The following is a 22,547-nucleotide window of genomic DNA, read 5'->3' as shown; positions in this document are numbered from 1 at the left end:
ATTAGGAGGATACAAGCCTTAAATGCTCGTGGAGGGCTGCTCTAAAGTATCAGATGCTGCTTCTATTTTACCCTGAACTCCGGCAGCGATGGTATAAACGTCCTGCTTCAGCTTTTCCGGATGTAAAATGGTTGCAATATCTCCGAACATGATCACCCAGCGGGCAAATCCCATTAAGGAGGGACACATGAATTGCAATTCCATTTCATCCCCAAGATCTGTTTCGCGAATCAGACCCATATAAAATTTCTGATCGCCCAGGTAATGGAGGTATTTTTTCGGAATACGAATGATGATTTCCTCTATAGGATGTTCTGATTCTGATTTCCTGATATATTCCTGGAGACTGATATGCTGTTTGGTAAATGAATCGTCTGTAAGTTGCAGGCCTTCGATGCGGTCAAGCCTGAAATCCCGGTAGTCGGCCCGCATCCTGCAATAAGCAATCAGATGCCATTGTCCGCCCATAAAAAACAACCCCAGCGGTTCGATAATCCGAGTGGTCTTTTCTCTTTTATAGTTGGAAAAATAACGGATGGAAACTGCTTTTTTTGAAGCCACACTGTTTAAAATAGTTTGCTGTAATTTCAGATCCGGTTGTTCTGATAAGGAACCACGCTGACTCAATACCTCTATATACCCTTCCATATTTTCAAGCAGGTCTTTTTCACTGGATCGCAAAACAGCCCTCACTTTGTACATTGCTGATTGAAAAGCATTTCTGGATCCAGCATCGGTAAACTTCTCCATCAGCTTTTCTGCTGTAAGAAAAGAGATTGCTTCTTCCTTGGTGAACATAACGGGAGGAAGCCGGTATCCTTCCATAATACTATATCCCTGTCCTGCTTCCCCGATTACGGGTACGCCTGATTCTTCAATTGCTTTGATATCCCGGTAGACTGTGCGCAGGCTGATACCAAACCTGCTGGCAATGTCCTGCGCCTTTACAAGCCGCCGGGATTGCAACTGGATTAATATAGCTGTTAGTCGGTCGATGCGATTCATGCCGGTAGTAACTTGGAGTATTCATCAAATAAAACGCGGCTTAGTTCACCCGGACCGCCAGTTCCTACCGGTATTCCGTCTACAACAGCAACCGGAGTTAGCAATTTGGTGGTACTGGTAATAAACGCTTCCCTTGCTGTTTTGAACTCATTCAGGTGAACAGGCCGGGTTTCAACGCTGGTGACCTTTTCAGCCACCTCCAGAATTTTTTTTCTGGTTATTCCCTGTAAAACCTGCTCACCAGGTGTAACCAGTACACCTGCTGCAGTAACCAGGAAGATATTGGCCCTCGGACATTCACTGATCCAGCCCCCCTGATGATAAAGCACCTCATCGGCTCCTGCTTTTTTCACTTCATCCTGTATCCAAACGGCCATCAGATAATCAATGGATTTTATCAATGGCAACTGGCGCTGATGTGCATACGAAAATAACCGGATGCCCTTTTCTGACAGGGTATCCGGCAGTTGAACAGATTGTCCACTCATCAATAGATTCGGCTCATGAATGGAATAACCATCCGGTGCATATCCCGCAGTAAGCGTCATCCGGATGCCTGCATCCACCCATTGATTCATCTCAATCAATTGGTAAATCTGTTTGGTTAACTCTTCCCTGCTAACAGGTAAGGGCAACCGTAATAAACGTGCTGATTCCCAAAAACGTTCCAGGTGGTCATCCAGAAATACCGGTTGTCGACCCATTACCTTGAAGAAATCAAACATACCATATCCTCTTTGCAGGGCCATATCCTGGATACCGATCATCGCATTATCAGTGTTGCAGAATTCTCCATTGATGCAGGCGTAGTTCATTTGGGTATTTTATGATAGGTTTTTAATAGCTGCTGCATTTTGGGCAGGGGTATAGCCGATATGGTTCTTCCTTTATACCCTTTGACTGTTACTGCCATGAATAGGGAGTTAAGAATAGCTTCTTCAGTGGCTTCTATAGCAGCCATAAAAAGGGGCGACATTCCTTCATTACTAAGGTTTTGGATGACTTGCACCGGGTTGTCTGAGATATGGGAAATCCGATTGCCTTTGTATGTGGAAAAAGCAATTACGTAATCACCGCTTCCATTGGAAGCTATTCCACCGGTTTTGGCAAGTCCCATAAATGCCCTTTTGGCAAGTCGTTCCAGGTTACTGGCATCAATTGGTGCATCAGTTGCCACCACAATCATGCAGGAGCCATCCACCCGATTCTGCAGGTGATTACTAAATGAAAACTGATTCCAGATTTCCCCAACCGGGATACCATCCACTTGTAACACACCCCCAAAATTGGTTTGAACCAAAACACCCACTGTATATCCCCCCAAACTGGAGGGAAGTGCCCGGGAGGAAGTACCAATCCCTCCTTTAAAATTAAAACAAACGGTTCCTGTGCCAGCTCCTACATTTCCCTGTGCCACTTTCCCGGAATCAGCTGCCGCAATTGCTTTGAAAACATGTTCCTCTTTCAGATGCATGCCCCGGATATCATTTAACCATCCATCATTGGTTTCTCCAACCAATGCATTCACCGACTGCACCGATTCATTGCCGGTTTGCCGCAGCGTATAGTTTACCAATGCCTGCATCGCAACCGGAACACTAAGTGTATTAGTGAGCGCGATCGGAGTCTCCAAATTACCGAGTTCCATTACCTGTGTTGAACCAGCTAGTTTACCAAATCCATTGCCAACAAAAATGGCTGCCGGAACTTTTTCCTGGAACAGATTGCCACTATGTGGCAGGATAACGGTTACACCTGTCCGAACTGAATCACCCTGAACAAGTGTATGATGCCCTACTTTAACTCCAGTAACATCTGTTATGGCATTCCATTTTCCGGTTGCCATTACACCAATTTCCAACCCCAACTCGCGGGCTGTTTTTGGTGCAGTAGGGTCCGGCTTTTCCTGCGCATGCAGCAGCAAAGGAAACAACATACTCACAGCCGGGAGTAACCGAATAATTAGTCTCATGTTCCGGGATGCCTTGGGTGTAATAATTTAGATACAAGTCCGGTCCACCCGGTTTGATGGGAAGCACCCACACCCCTTCCATTATCGCCATGGAAGTACTCATAAAATAGCATATAATCCTTGAAATAGGGATCTTTCTGCAACAGGTCATAGTGACCAAATACGGCTCTTCTTCCCTGATCATCTCTTCTGAATATTTTCAGAAGGCGACTGGAAATTTCATCTGCTACCTGGTCGAGGTTCAGGAATTTTCCGCTACCGGTTGGATATTCAACTTTTAATGCATCACCATAATAGAAATGATAGCGTTGAAGCGATTCAATCAACAGGTAGTTAAGCGGAAACCAGATTGGCCCCCTCCAGTTGGAATTGCCTCCAAACATGCTGCTGTCCGATTCTGCTGGCAGGTATTTCACACCAAAGCGATTCCCGTCCACCCTGATCTCATAGGGATGATCTTCATGGTATTTGGAAAGCGCTCTTAATCCGTAGTCACTCAAAAACTCTGTCTCATCCAAAAGCCGGGTCAATATTGCAACCAGTTTATCCGCCCGGATCAGGGAAAGCAGGTGCTTGGAATTGGAAAGCATATTTGACCATTCGGAAATTACAGAGGCATACGCGGATTTATTTTTCAAAAACCAATCCATCCTTTCCACGAATTCCGGGATTTGCTGAAAGAGCTCATGCTCGATCACTTCTACTGCAAAAAGAGGAATAATTCCGACCATGGAACGCACTCTGAGTGTTTGTTCCGACCCATCCGGTTTTTTAAGCACATCGTAATAAAACTGATCCTCCTCATCCCACAAGCCGTTTCCTTTGGCTCCAAAACTGTTCATAGCTTTGGCGATATAAACAAAATGTTCGAAGAACTTCGTCGCCATATCTGCATACACATGATTGTGCTTAGCCAGTTCCAGTGACATGCGCAACAGGTTAAGACAATACATCGCCATCCAGGAAGTGCCATCGCTTTGCTCCAGGTGTCCGCCACCGGGCAAAGGCGCACTGCGATCAAAGACACCAATATTATCCAGTCCAAGGAATCCTCCTTGGAAGATATTATTACCATCGTGGTCTTTTCGGTTAACCCACCACGTGAAATTCAGTAGAAGTTTATGATAAACTGATTCCAGGAATTTAAGATCACCTACCCCGCCATTATTAATCTTATCAATTTCATACACCCGCCAGGTTGCCCATGCATGAACGGGTGGATTTACATCACCAAAATTCCATTCATAGGCAGGTAACTGTCCATTGGGATGCATGTACCATTCCTTTGTAAGCAAACTGATCTGACCTTTTGCAAAACTGGCGTCCAGGTATGCCAGTGGTATGCAGTGAAAAGCCAGGTCCCAGGCTGCATACCAGGGATATTCCCATTTATCCGGCATGGAAATAATATCCGCGTTGTTTAGATGCGTCCAATCATTGTTCCGGCCCCAGGCCCTGTTAAAGGGTGCTGGCTTATTGGGATCCCCCTGCATCCATTGCTCCACATCAAAATAATAGAATTGTTTGCTCCAGAGCATGCCGGCAAATGCCTGCCGCTGAATCATACGATCTTCCTGCGATAAAACCACGCGCTGTTTATCTGCGTAAAAACCATCTGCTTCAGCAAGACGCTGCCAGAAGATGGCATCAAAATCATGAAAAGGATAATCCAGCGCTTCCTTACTCAACCTTAATTGCAAACTAACGGTTTCGCCTGCCCGAAGCATTAGGTTGTAATGGGCTGAAGCTTTGGTTCCGGTTTTAGCTTTATTTACTACGGTTCTTTTTCGCTGAACGATATAATCATTGATCCCATCCTTTGCATAGGATTGAATTCCTTTTTTTCCGTAGAGTCGTTTTGCATTGGTTTCATTTTCACAAAACAGTAGTTCCGGGTTCCCATTGCAATAAAGGTGATAGGTTCCCATCTTACGGTGATTGGCGATGATATTGCTGCCCTCCGCATGCATATCTGGTTTGTAGTCGTCGCGTCCCCAGGACCAGGTATTTCGAAACCAAAGAGTGGGCAACAAGGAAATCCCGGCGGCTTCCTTGTGGCGGTTCGCTACTGAAATTTTGATAAGAATATCAGTCGGACTAGCTTTCGCATATTCAATGAAAACATCAAAATAGTCTCCGTTGTCAAAGATGCCCGTATCCAGCAATTCATATTCTGCTTCTTCCCTGCTTCTGCGATCATTTTCAGCATACAATAAGTCGTATGGGAAGGGCTGCTGAGGATATTTATACAACATCTTCATATAGGAATGGGTAGGGGTGGAATCCAGGTAATAATAGAGTTCCTTTACATCTTCCCCATGGTTACCCCTCGGACCAGTAAGACCAAACAAGCGCTCCTTAATCCAGGGATCTTTTTTATTCCAGAGCCCCAATGAAAAACAAAGTGTCTGGTGATGATCCGATATGCCGCCAATACCATCTTCTCCCCATCGATAAGCATAGGATCGGGCCATATCGTAGGTAACATATTCCCAGGTATTTCCATCTTCACTATAATCTTCTCTAACTGTACCCCATTGACGATCAGACACATAGGGGCCCCACCTTTTCCATTTCGGATCATTAAGTCGTTGCTGCTCTTCGTTCATCTATTCTCGTTTCGGTTCAGCAGTAAAGATAAGGACTCCCCTGCGTTTCGTATTATCGGAATAAATATGTAACTTAAAGGGAACTCTAAAGTTTCGATATGAAAAAAGTAGCAGACATCCTCGCCCGAAAGAACAGGCACCTGGTTAGTGTGGTTCCCAACACAACCGTACTTGATGCGCTCAAGATCATGAGCGATCACAACATTGGATCCATCCTCGTTATTGATGCCGATGGACAATACAATGGAATTCTTACCGAGCGTGATTATGCGCGTAAAGTAATCCTCAAAGGTAAATCCTCCACAGATACCCGCGTACATGATATTATGTCTACTGACCTGCCGCGTATTAGTCCGGATAGCACCATTGACGAATGTATGCAGCTAATGTCTGCCAACAACATCCGCTATCTGCCGGTATTCAACAATAATTATTTAGTTGGTATTATATCCGTGAACGACGTAATCAAAGCGGTGATTGCTAACCAGGAAGAAACAATTTCGCATTTGCAATCGTATATACACTCGTAAACGTGAAAGGTGAAAAGTGAGAGGTGAAAGATCGTGAAAAGTGAAAGGTGAAAAGGGGGTAGACTCCTTTTTCACCTTTGACCTCTCACCTTTGACTTACTTTCACTTTTCACCTTTCACCTTTCACTTTTTCCTCCTTCTCCCTCACCATCACCAGGTCCTTCAGATCTACCTGCATGGGCAAGAGCCCTATTTTTACAACCGCGCGTTTACCCCGGAGTTCAATTACCTGCCCAACCTGGTGATTGCGTTTCATTTTAACCTTGCTGCCGACAGCAATCTCACCAGTGATTTCATCAAATTTGGATTCAATTTTTTTCTGCAGTTTATTGACTACCTTCTGATCATCCTTCTTAAAGAGCAGGGAGAACATTTCCTTCATCACTTTCTCCTTGTTTTCTGTTTTTTTCCATTCCAGCAAGATCTGTTTGATCTTGCGCTCCATATCTTTAAGATAAGCGATGCGGTCTTCTGTGATCTTGTTCTGCTGCTTCAGTAACTCTACCTGCTGGCGATGTTTTTCTTTATCCATCACCTGCTCCATTTCCTTTTTCAACTTTTCATTTTCACGCAGCAGTTTGTTGAGTTCCTTTTCTTTTTTTTCCAGCTCCCGAAGGTCCTGTTCAGTTCTGTTCAGCAATTTGTCCAGGCGGAAATGATCTTCATCCACCATACTCCTGGCCCGGTCAATCAATCGCTTATCCAGCCCGATGCGCTGTGCAATTGAAAAGGTATAGGAAGAGCCCGGTTTGCCGATGATGAGTTTGTACATAGGTAACAGATTCTCCTCATCGAAGGCCATCGCTCCATTGATAATACCCGGCGTTTTATTCGCCATTACTTTCAGATTCAGGTAATGCGTGGTTACTATTCCCATGGCATGCTTACGCGCAAGTTCTTCCATGATCACTTCTGCAAAGGCGCCTCCCAGGTTGGGATCGGATCCGCTTCCCAGTTCATCAATAAAGAACAAGGTTTTGCCATTCGCTACCTCCATAAAATGTTTCATGTTTTTGAGGTGCGAACTATAGGTACTCAATTCAAATTCGAGACTTTGTGTATCTCCGATATGAATCATGAGCTGTTTGAAGATGCCAAAAACTGAGGAGGGGTGCACAGGCACTAGTAATCCGGCCTGCACCATCATCTGGGTTAGTCCAACCGTTTTCATGGTTACCGTTTTTCCTCCGGCATTGGGACCACTGATTACCAGTATCCGGTTTTTATCATCCAGAGTCAGTGTTACCGGAATGGTTGGTTTTTCCGTGCGTTTATTATAGAGATACAGGAGCGGATGATAAGCATTCACCAGGTGAATATGCGCTTTGTCCAGCACCACCGGGTACTCTCCGTTATAATCCTGAGCAAACCTTGCTTTTGAACGGATAAAATCAAATTCACCACAGATCTGCAAATAGGTATTCAGCAAGGGTGCATGTGATGATAATTGCGCTGTTAAGCTGCGTAGAATACGGTATACTTCTCTGCTTTCTTCATTTTCCAGTGAATACACTTCGTTATTTAGTTCGATGGTTTCTTCCGGTTCAATGAAGGCTGTTTTCCTGGTATCGCTTTCGCCGTGCAGAATTCCTTTAATCAATCGTTTTTGCTCAGCAAATACAGCCACTACTCTTCTGCCATTCAGAAAGGATTCTTCGATATCTGCGAGGTATCCCTGTTTATTCAATTTCTGTATGATGCGTTCAAAAACTCTTCGCAGATCGTTTCGTTTTTTGTAGAGGCTGATCCGGATCCTTCTCAATTCCTCGGAGGCATTATCCAGCACATTGCCATTTTCATCCAGCACCTCATTGATCGCAACCTGAATTGACTTTTCGTAATAGCTGTTTTCAATTACCTGGGTTAAACCGGGATAAGTTTCTCTGCGTTCTTTGTCAAACCAGCGAAAGAGACGCTCCATATTCTCGGCCAGTTTTCTCACCTGCACAAACTGCTCTCCGGATAAAACCGCACCCGGGATTCCCAGCAGTTTTAATTCTTTGGATAGGTTGGCGATAAACTCATTGGGAAAATAAACAGCGTGCTGCAATAATCCCCGGTATTCATGCGTCTGACGCAATTCTGTTTCTATATAAGATAACCTGGTATGGATGCGAAGATCCTGCGCTTTCAGGCGGGCATATTCAGTTTTACAATGCGCTTCTAAAAGGGTCCTGATTTTATCAAACTCCAGCTGTACAATTGCCGACTCCGGGAACAATTTCATAGGCCGCAAAGTTAACGAATTACTTCACTCCGCCTTGACGGATGCCATATGCAAGAGCGGAGAAAAAAAGTCAGCGTTTGGGAAGCGTAAAGCAGAACTCACTGCCCTGGCCCTCTTCAGAATGGATGGTGAGCCAGCCACCATTTCGGTGCAGGTATTCCCGGCATAACATCAGGCCGATACCGGTTCCTGCCTCCTTATTGGTGCCCTGGGTAGTGAAAAAGGCATTTTCCTGGAGTTTGGAAATGGTTTCGGCAGACATACCGGCACCATTGTCTTTTACATACACTTCAATATGGCTGTCCAGTTCCCTCGATCCGATTTCAACCTGGCCGTTTTCTGGTGTAAATTTCAGCGCATTGGTTACCAGGTTGCGCAGCACCAGTTGAGTCATATCCTTATCCGCCCAAACCAGCTTATTTTCCTGTAACCGATTTTTTACCTGGATAGATTTCCCTGAAGCCTGCAAGCGTACCTGTCCTACCACTTCCTGTGTAACTAGTGCCAGGTTCAGTTCCTCCGGATGCGCCGCAGCAGCCTGTAACTGACTCTTTGCCCATTGCAACAGATTTTCCATCAGGTTGGTAGTAAACTGCATTTCCTGGTTGATATCCGGTATCATCATCTTTACTTCCTCTGCGGGCATATCATACTGCTCAATATTTCGAAAGAGGTTTTTTAATGCATACATAGGTGTACGAAGATCATGCGCAATCACAGAGAACAGTTTATTCTTGAGTGAATTCAAATCACTCAACTGGGCAGATTGTTGTTCCACCAGTTTTTTCTGTGCCTGCAATTTTTGATTGGACTGCAGGAGTTCCTGCTGGTAACCCGTATTTTCCTTTTTGATCAGGTAAAGGGCATAAAAAATGAAGAAGAGCGCTAATAAATGATTACCAATAAAAAAAGGAAAATTCAAATCGGATAACTGAACGGCATAATCCCGTTTTAAGACATAAACCAGGATATAACAAAGTGCTGCAATTGATCCACAAAAAATGGCCTGCCAGATTTTTGGTAAAAAGAATACCGATAAAACACCATACAGCACAAAGAACAATTCTATTCCAAGATCAAGGTCAGCCGCATATACCATCGTACTTAATACCGGATAACAGGTGAAATAAGTCATCAGTCCGGTTGTCGATTTACCGTAAAAATTAAACAATAATACGGTACCACTTATAAAGGCAGGAGAAAAGGCAACGATCCAGGCAACGAATGGTAGTTGGTCATTGTTTAACAACCCGGCTATCGGCAGGCATATACCGGTTAACAGTCCCAGCCAGTTAAGTCGGTTAAAGATGCGCATTTTACGAATCTCCAACGGATCTACTGTGGTTTCTGTACTTTCTACCTTAACTTTCTGAATCCAACCTGATTTCGTCAACAGCAAATTGATCATGGCACGGCGGTTTATTCGGTCTTGCACAGGATGCCGGTAATTAAACGACAATCAATCACTTGTATTGTACCTACGAATTTTCCATACTACCAGTTTTATGCCTGATCATTTTAAGAATTGATCCGGGGGCGCAGGCGCGCGCGGGATTTATTAAAGATATTCTGGTCTTTAGTTATGCCTTTGCGTAATGCCTTCTGCTCCTCCAGTGGTAAATGGATCACCTCCTGGCACGCTGTACTGCAACAACCCTCATATTTCTCAGCACATTTTTTACACTGAATAAACAGGAGATGACAACCCTCATTGGCACAGTTGGTATGATCATCGGCTGGTTCCCCGCACTGGTGACAACGAGCAATAATCTCTTCTGTTATCCGCTCTCCTAGGCGGTTATCGAACACGAAATTTTTACCCCTGAATTTATTCGGAAGGCCTAATTCTTTCGCCTTGTTTGCATATTGAATGATACCGCCTTCCAGGTGAAAAACATTCCTGAATCCTTTATGCAACAGATAGGCACTGGCCTTTTCACAACGAATACCTCCGGTGCAATACATAATGATATTTTTATCCTTATCCTCCTGCAGCATATCTGCCGCCATGGGTAATTGCTCCCGGAAGGTATCACTTGGTACTTCAATGGCACGTTCAAAATGACCTACTTCGTATTCATAGTGATTGCGCATGTCCACCACGATGGTATTGGGATCATCTGTCAACTTATTGAAGGTAACCGCGTCCACATAGCGCCCCTTATTTCGCATATCAAATGCAGGATCCTCAATTCCATCTGCCACGATCTTATCGCGGACCTTAATTTTCAGTACCCAAAAAGATTTCCCATCATCATCCACCGCGATATTCAGACGTAAGCCAGCCAAAGGCTCAATGCTGTACAAATAATTGCGGAACGCTTCAAAATTGGGCGTCGGCACACTGATTTGTGCATTGATCCCTTCCTGCGCCACATAGATCCTTCCAAACACTTTCAATGCATTCAGGTGTACATACAACTGATCCCTGAAAGCCTGAGGATCTTCAATAAAAAAATACTGGTAAAAGGAAATGGTGGTCCGGGGTTCGGTTTCCTCCATCAAACGACGTTTCAGCTCCTCCTGGGAGATACGATTGTGTAATACGGGCATTTTAGTTGAAATTTTAAGGACACTTGCCTGGTGAACAAAATTTCTGTTGCGCCGCAAAGGTAGGGAAATAAGGTCTTAATCAGTAGCGCCAAAAGAAAAGCCCCGGATAGATAAGCGACCGTAAGTTCCTGTAAACCGGCCCTGGTCAAAGGTGAAAACCATATCCACGCGCAAGATTTTCAGGATATTTTCCAACCCTACGAGCACTTCGCCATAATGCCGGTTCCCATCCAGCCAAAGAGCATTAACACCTCCCACCAGGAACCAGTTCAATTGGCGGAAGCCTGGAATTTTATTTGTCAATAAGCCATTGAGGTGGTGTTCAACATGACCTTCCATCCACAATCTGGATGCATTACTAAACTTGTAATAGGGCAACCCCTGGAAGCTAGTCATATACGGTGTAGCAAACAGGAGCTGGTTTCCATTAAAATGTTTGAAGTCCGGAATCTGTACCGCATCGCGCTGCAGGAACCCTCCCACAGCAACCGAATATTGGAACAATCCGCCAATCTTCAAATTCAGATCATCCCGTATACCAGTTTCCCATTTCAGGTAATCAACATCCGAACCAAGGATGCCTTTCCAGCCTTTTGTTAAACCCAGCGACATAGATGGATATTTTGACCCCAAATTCAATTTTCGATCAGGAAATTCCACAAAACGCAGTCCTGGCTTCCAGGTGATATTCAATTCAGTGGTAAATGCCTGGTGCGCCTCCATAGGAGCCAACAGTAAATCACCCGGCAAATTGGGCGTATACTCACGGTCATTCAGATTCCTCCATTTGTAGTTCGTGGTATTATTCACCGACCATCGATCCTGGTACTGTACCCCTCCCATCACCGTAAACCCGTTATTCAACTCTTTCCTGTATTGCATTTTACCATACCAGGCTTCATACAGTTTCAGATAGTTCAGTTCCCGCCATAGGGTTGCAAAACTGTTCACCAGTGGTCCCACCGGGGCCTCATTGTTAAACTGAAACACATATTTACCTCCGGCAAAACTCAAACTGGAGGGATTACGCGTACCAAAATTGTAAATACCCTGAACCCTGGCATTCAGATGTCCGTTACTGAATCCATACCGGACAGTTGGCTTAATACTGATGGAGCGGCCCGTGTTCACCGAATCCAGTCGTTTTGTCCAAACCCCCGATGCAGCTATAGCCAATCCTTCTACGGTATTAAAACTCACCGATTGTAAAACCGGATTCACACTGATGCTTACCCGCTTTTTCTGAATACTGAAATTTTCTCCTGTCAATAACAAGGCAACAGGAGAAACTTTATTGCGGATCCGATCCAGCGAATCAAGATAACGGGGATCCTTACGCGCCTGCTCCAAACTATCCTTCCTTTGGTAATCAAGTATCTCCTCCGGCTGCAAGGGTAGCGGTCGGATGGAATCCCAATATTCTACTGATTTCCGGTTAGATCCCTCATTGTACTTCATCACAATATTGTTGAAATGCTTGGGCGCAAATTCCGGCTCGAGATTAAAATCCGAATAAACTGTTACCGAACTGCCTATTACATCAAATCCAAATCGTTTCACTGTTGGATATAATACTTGTTTGCGGATCACCCAACTCCTGGTATCATAGGGTGCATATAACTGTTCAACCTGCAGGGTATCCAGAATTTCCATCTGCGATGTTTTCAGCAGTTCCAGCTGCAGACTATGTATCCGCCAGTCATTTTCCGTTATAAAAATGGTTCCCGAAAATACCGGTTCATATTTTCGTTTAGGGATCACCTTTATACGGTTGATTTCCCTGCCTTCCTCCCAGAAACTGCCTTCATATTGATACCTGTAATAGTACAGGGCATTATTGGCAATCGGACTGATAAATCCCCGTTGGTTCAACCCCTGTACCACGATGCTGTTCTGGTAAAAATTAATGATGCGTGGCAAACTGAGTCCGAATGAATTACTGTTTCCACTTACTCTTGTTGACAATACTTCCAGTTTATCCAATCCCGCTTCCTTCACAGAATATTTAGATACCGTTTCGCTCAGATAAAGAATTTTCCGCTTACTGGTATCGCCATCTTCGAAATCAACTTTTTGTCCGAAAAATTTGGTGGGGTAATCGCGTAACTGCAATTGTTCCTTTGTATATACCATACACTGAAAGCCGCTTAATTCTTCCAGGTGTTCCTTTCTTTTGCGAATAGCATTCCTGATAATTTCATAAGCAGGATCCTCCGCCCCCGGTTTAACTACCACTTCTTTCAGGCTGGCCTGTTGTAGAGCAAGGGTAAAGTTCAATTGCATGGCTACATCCTGAACCATTATTTCCCGTTCCTGTCGGGTATAACCTACGTGCTGCGCTACCAGGGTGAGTTTGCCTTCCGGTAAATTCAATTGAAAAAATCCATTTACTCCTGAGGTAGTACCCTGTTGTCCATTTTTGACATAAACCGATGCATACGGCAACGGCTTTCCCTGTTCATCCCGTACATATCCGCTTACCATTCCGGCATGAAGCAGTGTCTGCTGCAGGAGCAATAAAAAAACCAACCCAATTTTTTGCATACTTAAACGATCTTCCGGGCAAGGCTTCCGGTAACTGCTGCCAACCCGGCTACCAGGGCTCCTGTCAATCCGGTTACCAGGATCAACAGGAAAGGGTTTTCTATGTTCAGTATCAACACAGAAATTTTCTTAGCCAGCAAACCTTCATTGGCTTCGCTGATCAACCAGGCATGGCCAGACCATAAGAGAAAGAGGGAGATAAAACCCGACAAAAATGCCTTCCATCCTGCCTGGTGAACGGCGAGTGCAACAATAAAAGCACCTATCGCAATGCTCCACCACGGTAAATATAGTCCGAGAACAAAGCACAACAGCGCTGTCAGTATCGTTGAGATGATAAATTTCATGTTAAAGTTGTTTTGGTCTATCCTTTCCGGAATTCCATCGTCCATTTGATTTGCGGGTCACTGGTTGTACCCCGCTTCATGAAAAGCAAACGGTAATGCTTACCCGCAGCCCAATCGTCCACAAAACTATCATAATACCTGCTGCCAGGGTTTCCGCTTTGCCCGCCTGGATAGATTCCATAGGCTTCAATATCATCTGTCATATGAATTACCATACGCCAACTCTGCCCATGATCTGCAGCCGTAGCATTAATTACTCCTTTACCTCCACCGATTGGTAAATTACTGCGGTTAAAGGGTGTTATTACTTTGAGCAAATGATTCACGCGGGTAGCTTTTACTTTCTCCCATGCCAAACCGGTTGTTGCAGCAATTTTATCCAATGTGTCAGAAGCCAGGTTCAGCGATTGAGCAAGCAGATCTTCCAGGCTTTCTTTCTGACTGGTTGAAATATTATCAACAAATGAATATGCAGAGTCACGTTTCAAGCTTTCCACCAGTGTAAATTCGGAAGGCCAGGGCATCATCAGGTCGGTCTGTTCAAACTCATCCATCCAAACAGCCCGTTGCAACTGCTGCCACCAGAATTCAAATACAGTGGCACCTTCAGATCCTACTGCTTTCCTGAAATCCCAGTTCCGGAAGAGATCAAAATACTTCCTGGCGGATTCATTCAGACTGGCCGGATTGGTCCGCAGCAGGATTGGTTTGGCGAATTCCGCTTTTGCATCATAATCGTTCATCTGTAATTCCATCATCTGCTGGGGTGTAATCCCCTGCATCGAATCCAGCAGCCGGTTGATCATATAACCCCGGTAGATGGGAAATTCAGTTCCCGTATAATAGGGATAGGATCCATCCACCGCCAGTTGATTGGCACTGCTAACATAGGACCGCTCAGGATTGATCATCCGGGGATTTTCCTCCACAGGTATCATGCCCCTCCACATATAGGAACTGTCGGTTCCTTTCATGATGAAATCTCCCTGGCGGCGCCATTTGGCAGGGAATACGCCCTGTTGTGTCAAGGCGATATCACCTGTTTTGGAAGCAAATATGCAGTTCTGCCCCGGACAGGTAAGGTATTGTATCGCAGCTTTATAATCTTCCAGGTTTTTAGCATGATTGAGTTCATAAAAGGCACGGCCATCATTACTGGGATCATGGGCTTTCCACCTCACCGCCAGGTAGCGTTCCGCCTGGTCATCTGCCCGATAGTTCTCATCATACATAACCGGCCCAAACAGGGTGTAACTCACCGTATCCAGCAAGTCCGGCTGTCCTTTAACCCGTATTATTTCTACCCGCTTCTCCGCTTTTTTCCATTCTCCGTTAAACCAGTATTCGGATTTGGTACCGTCTTTGAATTTGATTTCATAATAATCCTTCACATCCCTGCCAGCATTGGTGAAACCGAAAGAAATATGTTCATTAAATCCAATGATTACATTGGGGGAGCCTGGGAATGTTACCCCATATGCACTGAATTCCGGCGTGGTGAGTTGCATTTCAAACCAGAGTGCAGGCAGGTTCAGTGATAAATGGGGATCATTGGCAAGTATCGGTCGGCCTGAGGCTGTTTTTGCTCCTGAAACCGCCCAGTTATTACTTCCATTTTCAGGATTTGGCTTATTCTCGGGTACATTGCTCACAGTATCTCCCGCATTTAAAAAAGAGAAATAAAGAGAGTCTGCATCCGCAGGTGGTTCCAGATTCACCGCCGGCACTGATGGATATGGATTCAACACTGTATTGGGAATAACCGGCTTCAGGGAATCTGCCAGGAAATAATAGAGTTGCTCATAATCCATTTGTGAAAAATTTGCCCTTGCATTCGTAAACTCAAGGTCCGATTCGGCACCTGCCAGGTCATAGCTCATGTACTTGAGAAACAACGCGGTTTTCAATAACGACCATTTTTCCGGGAAATATCCCAACAACTTGTATTCGATAGGCAGCTCTGAAATTGTCAACTGATCAATATAGGCATTCACTCCATCTGCATAGGCCTGGTATTGGGAAAGTGATTCCGGTGATTTCTCTACTTCCTTTACAGATTGCTCTGCCGCATAGACCATGCCCAGGCGCCGCATGCTCCGATCGTAATTTAAGATTCGGTTATCCGGACCAGGCCCCAGGATTTCACTGATCCGTCCGGCTGCAGCATGGGTCTGAAACTCCATTTGCCAGAGCCGAAACCTGGCATGGAGATATCCCTGTACAAAATAGAGGTCGGGCTCGTTTTGTGCAACCACATGGGGCACCAATCGCTCATCAATATAAACAGATACAGGTTCTGATAACTGTGGGAAGGACAGGTTCAGGTTAAAAGACTGGTTGGCAGGCTCCGCATTTTGCCAGATTCCATGTTGCGGGCTCAATAACTTACCTAATGGAGCAGGCAGTACCTGCCGGCTGTCCAGCGTATAAACAAGTCCGATAGTAGCAAGCGCCGCGGCGGCAAAACTCAGGTATCTCCTCATAGCGCGTTAGGTTAAGAGGCTTAAAAATAATATTAATTTCTATTTAACACCTTTTCATGAAACCAGGCGGCCTTTTTGTATGTCAAATAAATATGAAAACAAGATCAGTCATATCATCTTACCGGCCAAAATTGTATCTGGGTATTTTATTCATGATACTGTTTGTTTTGATGCTGATGAAATAGGATTTTTGCACCTATTATGGATGCACCTGTTTCTTCAGAAGTAAAAAATATCCTTGGCCTCCAGTTACCTACGGATCCCAGGTGGGTTGACCTCGCCGCCATTTCCATAGCGGATATCCTTAGCGACCACGCCTACTGCGAACAAAAAGCTGCCACAACCTGCATCTCCCTTATTCAACGTTACCCGGATAAAACCCTGATGGTAAAAGAACTTGCTCCTATTGTGACTGAAGAATGGGGACATTTTCGGCTTGTCCTACAGGAACTGGAGAAAAGAGGCGAACAATTGGGGCGCCAACGCAAAGACGAATATGTAAATCACCTGCTGACCTTTCAGAAGAAAGGCGGTCATCCGGAGGATCGCTTTCTCGACCAACTGCTGACCATGGCCATGATTGAAGCCCGGAGCTGCGAACGTTTCAAAAGACTGAGCGAAGGATTGCAGGATGAATACCTACGTAAATTTTATCGCCGCTTTATGGAGAGCGAAGCCGGGCATTACAAACTTTTCATTGAGCTGGCAGAGCATTATATCGACAAGGAAAAAGTACGCAAACGCTGGGCTGAATGGCTGGATGCAGAATCCGTAATCATGCAGCAACTAACAGTAAGGGGCGACCGAATTCATTAATCTTTTCGACCCCGGAAATAAGCCAGCTCCTCCGACAGATCCAAAAAAGGATAGGTTTCCGCCAACGCTGCAGTTTTGGCTTCAAAGCTGGCCAGGAAGTTTTGATGGGCCTGCGTTTCAGACTGAAAGGCCTTATGCCGCCGCGCAAGTATGATTTGCTGTATCTTATCCATCAATTCCTGTGCAGCAGTCTGTATGTAATGTGTTTTAAACTGTTCCAGCACATAACTGGTAGCCTGGTAATTCGGGTGTGCCAAATCGATATCATAAAAACGATAATCACGCAACACATCAATTACCAGCTCATAAGCCGGGAAGTAATACAGCCTGTTGAATTTTCCTACCAGGTGATGTACCGCTTCCAGTAAACGTGCCTTGCTTCGGTTGTTTTCCACCACCCCATCTCTCAAATGACGAACCGGACTAACAGTAAAGATTACCTGCAGATCTGGGTTTAGGTGAAAGAGCCGGTGCAACGTATTATCCAGTGCAGCTACGGTTTCATCAATCGTACATAAATGTTTGCGGAACCATGGTGCCGGAGCTCGATGGCAATTGGCGACCGGCTTCTCCCCCTCCTGTACCAAACGATACGAATAAGAAGACCCCAGGGTGATAATCAGCCATTTGGTAGTTCGCAAAAAATCGGCTGCCCTTAACTGTGAGGCATTAATTTGTTTTAAAACCTCGGCCTGGTCCATTCCCGAAAACCGCGAATGATGTGACCAGCTCTGCCAGAGTTCATTGTGAAAAAATAAATCTGAAGGGCCGTATTGTCTTCTTTCAATATAACTAATTAAACTCTGACAAACACTTATGGGATCAAACAAAATTCCATGCGGATTTTGACAGATGGAATACTTCAGTTCTTGTAATTTATTGCCAATATGTTCTGTAAAACAGGAACCAATCAGAAAGATCGGATCCTGGTAGGCAATTCTTGTTTGAGGCCCCCTGATATCAATATCCGCCATCCATTTCATAAAATCACGGGAGAAAAAACTTCTTTGGAAAGCAGGTTGGCTTTCTGCAAAGCACCTTTGTGAATGCCGGTTTCGATGCCCTGGGCCTCAAGGAACTGAATGATAAACTCGGTATCCATATTGCCGATTAGTTTATCGCCCGCCATGGGACAGCCCCCGATTCCTTTGAGTGCTCCGTCAAATCGACGGCAACCCGCATTGAAAGCAGCTTCCAGTTTCGCGAGACGGTTTTCTTGCTTAGCATGCAGGTGTACGCCAATCCGCACTTCAGGCAATGAAGCAATCAATGCGCCGGTTAATTGTTTGATCTGGTCAGGCTCCGCCAGTCCGACTGTATCAGCCAGTGAAATGGTTCGAACACCTACCGCTGCAATCTTTTCGGCCCACCTTAGTACCAATTCCTCCGACCAGGGGTCGCCGTACGGATTACCAAATCCCATCGACAAATAAATTACCAGGTCCTTTCCTTTTTTCATACAGATTTCCTGTATTTCACTTACGGTTCCAAAGGAATGTTCAATCGTACTGTTGGTATTGCGGCGCTGAAAGGTTTCAGATACAGAAAAGGGAAATCCTATCGACTGAATAGTATCATATGTAGCTGCATCCTGTGCTCCGCGGGTATTGGCAACTATTGCCAGCAGTCCGGATCGGGAGGCGCTCAGGTCCAGCGCTTCCAGTACTTCCCGCGTATCTGCCATCTGTGGTATGGCTTTAGGTGATACAAAACTTCCGAAATCAATAGTATGAAATCCTACATGTAACAGGGCATTCAGGTAAGCCACTTTCTGGAAAGCAGGAATCATTTGCGGCCATCCCTGCATGGCATCCCTCGGACATTCTATTAGCTGCAAAGTCTGGTTGTTAGACATAGACAAGTTTGGTACGTTAAATTCGTTCTTTTTCCTCAATTTTTGCCGGATCGCTGTCGCATGGCTTCATAAAGGATCATGCCAGTCGCAACTGACACATTCAAAGACTCAAAGCCACCCGCCATGGGTATGCGAAACGGAGTATCAGAAATCTTCATTAATGCCGGAAAAATTCCTTTGTCTTCACTGCCCATGATGATAGCCGCCGGCGCTGCAAAATCACAATCGTATACCAGTTTTTCCGCAGTCATTTCACTGGCGAATACTGCAATTCCATTAAGGTGCAGTGTGTCTACTGCCTTCATCAGACTGTTCACCCGGCAAACCGTGATTTTTTCCAAAGCACCTGCAGATGTCTGAATAGCATCATCATTCAGCGCTCCCACCCCTTTATCAGGTATAATGATCGCCTGCACGCCGCAGCAATAGGCGGTACGCGCTATCGCCCCTATATTCCGGATGTCTGTAATGCCATCCAGTATTAACAGGAGGGGCGTTTCACCTTTCTCAACTATAAAACTGATGGTGTTCTGGAGGTCCTGGTACTGAATCTTGGCAATCAATCCAACAGCCCCTTCATGATCCGTAATATTAAAACCGTTCAGCTTTTCAACCGGCACTTTGTTGATAGGAACCTGCAGGTTGGTTGCCAATTTTTTGATTTCCTCAATCTCAGGACCATGGGCCGTATTCATCAGGTAAATCCGTTCCAATTGACGACCTTCTTTCATGGCAGCAATCAATTTTACACGGCCTATGATAAGGGATGATTTTTTAGGACGATTCTGTTGAGGCTGGGAACGAAATGATTTCATCCGGTAAAGTTAATTAAAAAGCCACCCGGAGGTGGCTTGCAGTTTTATTTAAGTCCAAAGGCTTTTTTCACTTTGGATACATAATCCAGTTTTTCCCAGGTAAAGAGTTCCACTTTTTTCTTTACAACTTTACCATCCGGGGATTTAAAGCTTTTCTCCACGATCTCAGGCTTACGACCCATATGTCCATATGCTGCTGTTTCACTATATATCGGAGAACGTAGTTTCAATCTTTTCTCAATGAAGAAAGGACGCATGTCAAACAGCTCTGATACCTTCTTCGCAATTTCACCATCCGTCAGTTCCACTTTGGCAGTGCCATAGGTGTTGATATAAAGTCCCATTGGCTGGGCTACGCCAATCGCATAGGAAACCTGCACCAGTACTTCATCACACAATCCTGCTGCCACCAGGTTCTTAGCAATATGACGGGTTGCATAGGCAGCAGAACGGTCTACTTTGGAAGGATCTTTTCCACTGAAGGCTCCACCACCGTGTGCCCCTTTACCACCATAGGTATCTACGATGATCTTCCGGCCGGTTAAACCAGTATCACCATGCGGACCACCAATCACAAATTTTCCGGTTGGATTGATGTGGTACTTGATTTTATCGTTGAACAGTTTGGCGTATTTTTTATACTTTGATTTGATTCTTGGGATCAGGATCTCGATCATGTCCTGCTTGATTTTTGCCAGCATTTTGGTTTCCGAATCAAAATCATCGTGCTGAGTAGAGATAACAATGGCATCGATACGGATCGGCTTATTGTTATCATCATATTCAAGTGTTACCTGGCTCTTTGCATCGGGCCGCAGGTATTTGATCTGTTTATTCTCGCGGCGTAAAGCAGCCAGTTCCTGCAGAATTTTATGTGCAATGTCCAGGGCCAGCGGCATGTAATCCTCTGTTTCGTTGGTTGCATAACCAAACATCATTCCCTGGTCGCCAGCCCCCTGCTCTTCTTTCTTCTTTTTATCTACACCCTGATTGATATCAGGTGATTGTTCATGAATTGCTGATAATACACCGCAGGAGTTGGCCTCAAACATGTACTCACTCTTGGTATAGCCAATTTTTTTAATTACTCCGCGGGCAATTTCCTGTACATCCAGGTAGGCTTTACTTTTCACCTCACCTGCCAAAACCACCTGTCCGGTGGTTACCAGCGTTTCACAGGCAACTTTGGATTGAGGATCAAATGCGAGAAAATTATCTATCAATGCATCTGAAATCTGGTCAGCCACTTTATCCGGATGTCCTTCTGATACACTCTCGGAAGTAAATAAATACGGCATGTAATAAGATAGTTTAAAAAATTCGGAGCAAATATAATTGTCTATTGCTTATAACCTTGAATAAACGAGGTAGAGACGCATTTTTTGTGTAGGATGCGCACCACCGCCAATCACCGTCCTGCCGGAACCTAACCTGTTACTGATCGTAAGCGGAATCTGATTGGTACCAATGGAAGTAACTACCGGCCTGGTTGTAAATGGCGCATACAAGCGAAGAGCAAACGATTTTTCCTTCCTTGTTACAATTCCCTGAACATAAGAGGTAAGATCGAATTCAAATCGTTTGTTGTTCAGAAAACCTCCAAAAGTTCCTGGATCATAAAAAAGCGGACTATTATTCTGAAGGAAGACCCATGAATTAGGGACTGTAATAAACCTTGAGTTGGCACTGTCGACTGCATCGAGGAACAGGAGCCCGGGTGTAGGGAACATGGCATCATCATAACCCTCTAATTGTTCAGCAATCAAAACGGCCTTATACAATAAACGGTTATTCAATTCCTGTAAGCCAGGTATTTTAATCAGGCTGTAAGAACCAGGTGTGCTTTGAATAAACACCTCGGATTGATTTTCACCTCCATTTGCCAACTGGTTTTCAAATGGCGTACCTGATGGATCTTTCCTCACAATATTTGCAGTTGCACGGTAATTGGTTCGCAAGACAAAATCAGTTACAGTAGTGTCCGGTTTACCATTTCGGGTAGTACGATAGTGAAAGCTTAAACGAGTACCGGCTTGATCCGCCAGGTTAAAATACGCAATCGCTTTTTTAAGTGCAGATGCATCATCCGGTAGAATTGCCAACCCTTTGAAATTAGTATTGAAAGCCGAGTCTGTCTTGTAAATAGTAGTATCAAAATTCATCAGGCGCATCCCGAATTCATTCGGTAATACAATGCGTAATTCATTGGCTGTTTTTACTGTATCCTTTGCGCGGATGTACTGCAAACTATCATTCAATGTCAGATAGGAAACATTGCTTTTCTCACCTATCAGGTTGGAAACTGCAAAAGATGGATGACTTATCAGGTACCCGGTGGAGGAATCACGAAAAGGGGCAGACTGATCAATTTCATAGATTTTGAACCCCTGCACGGAATTCGTATCGCCATAAATGGATTTATAGCGAAGTGATAAAACCACAGAATCCAGCCCAATCAGACTATCGCGTGAACTGCCGAATGGATAGGTTCCAAACAGGTTGGGATGCAACTGAACATACATTTCTCCTGTGGTAGTCCCAAAAAAGGGATCTTCCAGAATTCCAAATAGATGATCTGCATCACGGGTCTGGCGGGTACTGTCAGGAAGACCATAAACCGAAGTGATGACCTCCAGCGTAGTATCAAAAACCGTTACGTTATCAACAGCGGGTATTAATCCACCGCCGAGCTCGGTTGTCCGGATTTTGGTACAGGACTCAATCAGTAATACGAGAGCGATTACAGAGGAAAGGCTCAACAGAAGTTTCTTCACAAACGATCCGGTTATTA

The 22,547-nt window shown here is 44.8% G+C and carries 17 protein-coding genes; 2 read left to right on the top strand and 15 right to left on the bottom strand.

Annotated features, from left to right (window positions below; translation table 11 throughout):
* Positions 1 to 18: 18 nt before the first annotated feature.
* The 4 genes from MD536_RS02640 to MD536_RS02625 are packed head-to-tail and all read right to left on the bottom strand — an operon-like array spanning position 19 to position 5,586.
* The gene (locus MD536_RS02640; RefSeq protein ID WP_239595524.1) at positions 19 to 1,005 is read right to left on the bottom strand and encodes a helix-turn-helix transcriptional regulator; all 987 of its coding nucleotides are present in this window, start codon (positions 1,003 to 1,005) and stop codon (positions 19 to 21) included.
* A complete protein-coding gene (locus MD536_RS02635; RefSeq protein WP_239595521.1) occupies positions 1,002 to 1,820 on the bottom strand; it encodes an aminotransferase class IV in 819 nt (272 codons plus the stop codon). The genes MD536_RS02640 and MD536_RS02635 overlap by 4 nt, the downstream gene beginning before the upstream one ends.
* On the bottom strand, positions 1,817 to 2,977 hold the full coding sequence (locus MD536_RS02630) for a DmpA family aminopeptidase (RefSeq protein ID WP_239595519.1): 1,161 nt from the start codon (positions 2,975 to 2,977) through the stop codon (positions 1,817 to 1,819). The genes MD536_RS02635 and MD536_RS02630 overlap by 4 nt, the downstream gene beginning before the upstream one ends.
* Complete coding sequence (locus MD536_RS02625) at positions 2,974 to 5,586, bottom strand: MGH1-like glycoside hydrolase domain-containing protein (RefSeq protein ID WP_239595516.1); 2,613 nt, start codon at positions 5,584 to 5,586, stop codon at positions 2,974 to 2,976. The genes MD536_RS02630 and MD536_RS02625 overlap by 4 nt, the downstream gene beginning before the upstream one ends.
* A 98-nt stretch (positions 5,587 to 5,684) precedes the next feature.
* Here MD536_RS02625 and MD536_RS02620 point away from each other — a divergent pair, with 98 nt between their 5' ends.
* A complete protein-coding gene (locus tag MD536_RS02620; RefSeq protein ID WP_239595515.1) occupies positions 5,685 to 6,116 on the top strand; it encodes a CBS domain-containing protein in 432 nt (143 codons plus the stop codon).
* Positions 6,117 to 6,225: 109 nt separating this feature from the next.
* Here the strand turns inward: MD536_RS02620 and MD536_RS02615 are convergent, their stop codons facing one another.
* The 6 genes from MD536_RS02615 to MD536_RS02590 all read right to left on the bottom strand — a co-directional run bounded on the left by MD536_RS02615 (position 6,226) and on the right by MD536_RS02590 (position 16,270).
* Complete coding sequence (locus MD536_RS02615) at positions 6,226 to 8,343, bottom strand: endonuclease MutS2 (RefSeq protein WP_239595512.1); 2,118 nt, start codon at positions 8,341 to 8,343, stop codon at positions 6,226 to 6,228.
* A gap of 70 nt (positions 8,344 to 8,413) precedes the next feature.
* Entirely contained in the window at positions 8,414 to 9,751 is a 1,338-nt protein-coding gene (locus MD536_RS02610; protein ID WP_239595509.1) for a sensor histidine kinase, read from the bottom strand.
* 110 nt (positions 9,752 to 9,861) lie between these two features.
* Positions 9,862 to 10,896: an oxygen-dependent tRNA uridine(34) hydroxylase TrhO gene (trhO, locus tag MD536_RS02605; RefSeq protein WP_239595507.1), complete on the bottom strand. Its 1,035-nt coding sequence runs from the start codon at positions 10,894 to 10,896 to the stop codon at positions 9,862 to 9,864.
* 75 nt (positions 10,897 to 10,971) lie between these two features.
* Complete coding sequence (locus MD536_RS02600) at positions 10,972 to 13,440, bottom strand: DUF5686 and carboxypeptidase regulatory-like domain-containing protein (RefSeq protein WP_239595505.1); 2,469 nt, start codon at positions 13,438 to 13,440, stop codon at positions 10,972 to 10,974.
* Positions 13,441 to 13,442: 2 nt separating this feature from the next.
* A complete protein-coding gene (locus tag MD536_RS02595; protein ID WP_239595503.1) occupies positions 13,443 to 13,787 on the bottom strand; it encodes a hypothetical protein in 345 nt (114 codons plus the stop codon).
* Between the two features lie 17 nt (positions 13,788 to 13,804).
* Positions 13,805 to 16,270: a penicillin acylase family protein gene (locus tag MD536_RS02590; RefSeq protein ID WP_239595502.1), complete on the bottom strand. Its 2,466-nt coding sequence runs from the start codon at positions 16,268 to 16,270 to the stop codon at positions 13,805 to 13,807.
* 201 nt (positions 16,271 to 16,471) lie between these two features.
* Here MD536_RS02590 and MD536_RS02585 point away from each other — a divergent pair, with 201 nt between their 5' ends.
* Positions 16,472 to 17,086, top strand: coding sequence for a MiaE family protein (locus MD536_RS02585; RefSeq protein WP_239595500.1), 615 nt, complete (start codon positions 16,472 to 16,474; stop codon positions 17,084 to 17,086).
* Here the strand turns inward: MD536_RS02585 and MD536_RS02580 are convergent.
* The 5 genes from MD536_RS02580 to MD536_RS02560 are packed head-to-tail and all read right to left on the bottom strand — an operon-like array spanning position 17,083 to position 22,530.
* A complete protein-coding gene (locus MD536_RS02580) occupies positions 17,083 to 18,069 on the bottom strand; it encodes a GSCFA domain-containing protein (protein ID WP_239595498.1) in 987 nt (328 codons plus the stop codon). The genes MD536_RS02585 and MD536_RS02580 overlap by 4 nt on opposite strands.
* The gene (locus MD536_RS02575; RefSeq protein WP_239595495.1) at positions 18,066 to 18,941 is read right to left on the bottom strand and encodes a hydroxymethylglutaryl-CoA lyase; all 876 of its coding nucleotides are present in this window, start codon (positions 18,939 to 18,941) and stop codon (positions 18,066 to 18,068) included. The genes MD536_RS02580 and MD536_RS02575 overlap by 4 nt, the downstream gene beginning before the upstream one ends.
* Before the next feature lie 35 nt (positions 18,942 to 18,976).
* The gene (gene rlmB, locus MD536_RS02570; RefSeq protein ID WP_239595488.1) at positions 18,977 to 19,756 is read right to left on the bottom strand and encodes a 23S rRNA (guanosine(2251)-2'-O)-methyltransferase RlmB; all 780 of its coding nucleotides are present in this window, start codon (positions 19,754 to 19,756) and stop codon (positions 18,977 to 18,979) included.
* A gap of 44 nt (positions 19,757 to 19,800) precedes the next feature.
* Positions 19,801 to 21,054: a methionine adenosyltransferase gene (gene metK / locus MD536_RS02565; RefSeq protein WP_239595487.1), complete on the bottom strand. Its 1,254-nt coding sequence runs from the start codon at positions 21,052 to 21,054 to the stop codon at positions 19,801 to 19,803.
* A gap of 48 nt (positions 21,055 to 21,102) precedes the next feature.
* Positions 21,103 to 22,530: a DUF4270 family protein gene (locus tag MD536_RS02560; protein ID WP_239595485.1), complete on the bottom strand. Its 1,428-nt coding sequence runs from the start codon at positions 22,528 to 22,530 to the stop codon at positions 21,103 to 21,105.
* Positions 22,531 to 22,547: the final 17 nt, after the last annotated feature.

Source organism: Flavihumibacter cheonanensis, from assembly GCF_022352215.1.
Taxonomy (GTDB): domain Bacteria; phylum Bacteroidota; class Bacteroidia; order Chitinophagales; family Chitinophagaceae; genus Flavihumibacter; species Flavihumibacter cheonanensis.
The sequence above is the reverse complement of the archived record's forward strand: the minus strand, read 5'-3'. Positions and strand labels throughout refer to the sequence as shown.

Coding starts and splice junctions, on each gene's coding strand:
- MD536_RS02585 (WP_239595500.1), top strand. CDS start 16,472: ATGGATGCACCTGTTTCTTCAGAAGTAAAAAATATCCTTGGCCTCCAG.
- trhO (WP_239595507.1), bottom strand. CDS start 10,896: ATGCCCGTATTACACAATCGTATCTCCCAGGAGGAGCTGAAACGTCGT.
- MD536_RS02625 (WP_239595516.1), bottom strand. CDS start 5,586: ATGAACGAAGAGCAGCAACGACTTAATGATCCGAAATGGAAAAGGTGG.
- MD536_RS02640 (WP_239595524.1), bottom strand. CDS start 1,005: ATGAATCGCATCGACCGACTAACAGCTATATTAATCCAGTTGCAATCC.
- metK (WP_239595487.1), bottom strand. CDS start 21,054: ATGCCGTATTTATTTACTTCCGAGAGTGTATCAGAAGGACATCCGGAT.
- MD536_RS02580 (WP_239595498.1), bottom strand. CDS start 18,069: ATGAAATGGATGGCGGATATTGATATCAGGGGGCCTCAAACAAGAATT.
- MD536_RS02610 (WP_239595509.1), bottom strand. CDS start 9,751: ATGATCAATTTGCTGTTGACGAAATCAGGTTGGATTCAGAAAGTTAAG.
- MD536_RS02620 (WP_239595515.1), top strand. CDS start 5,685: ATGAAAAAAGTAGCAGACATCCTCGCCCGAAAGAACAGGCACCTGGTT.
- MD536_RS02635 (WP_239595521.1), bottom strand. CDS start 1,820: ATGAACTACGCCTGCATCAATGGAGAATTCTGCAACACTGATAATGCG.
- MD536_RS02595 (WP_239595503.1), bottom strand. CDS start 13,787: ATGAAATTTATCATCTCAACGATACTGACAGCGCTGTTGTGCTTTGTT.
- MD536_RS02615 (WP_239595512.1), bottom strand. CDS start 8,343: ATGAAATTGTTCCCGGAGTCGGCAATTGTACAGCTGGAGTTTGATAAA.
- rlmB (WP_239595488.1), bottom strand. CDS start 19,756: ATGAAATCATTTCGTTCCCAGCCTCAACAGAATCGTCCTAAAAAATCA.
- MD536_RS02600 (WP_239595505.1), bottom strand. CDS start 13,440: ATGCAAAAAATTGGGTTGGTTTTTTTATTGCTCCTGCAGCAGACACTG.
- MD536_RS02590 (WP_239595502.1), bottom strand. CDS start 16,270: ATGAGGAGATACCTGAGTTTTGCCGCCGCGGCGCTTGCTACTATCGGA.
- MD536_RS02575 (WP_239595495.1), bottom strand. CDS start 18,941: ATGTCTAACAACCAGACTTTGCAGCTAATAGAATGTCCGAGGGATGCC.
- MD536_RS02630 (WP_239595519.1), bottom strand. CDS start 2,977: ATGAGACTAATTATTCGGTTACTCCCGGCTGTGAGTATGTTGTTTCCT.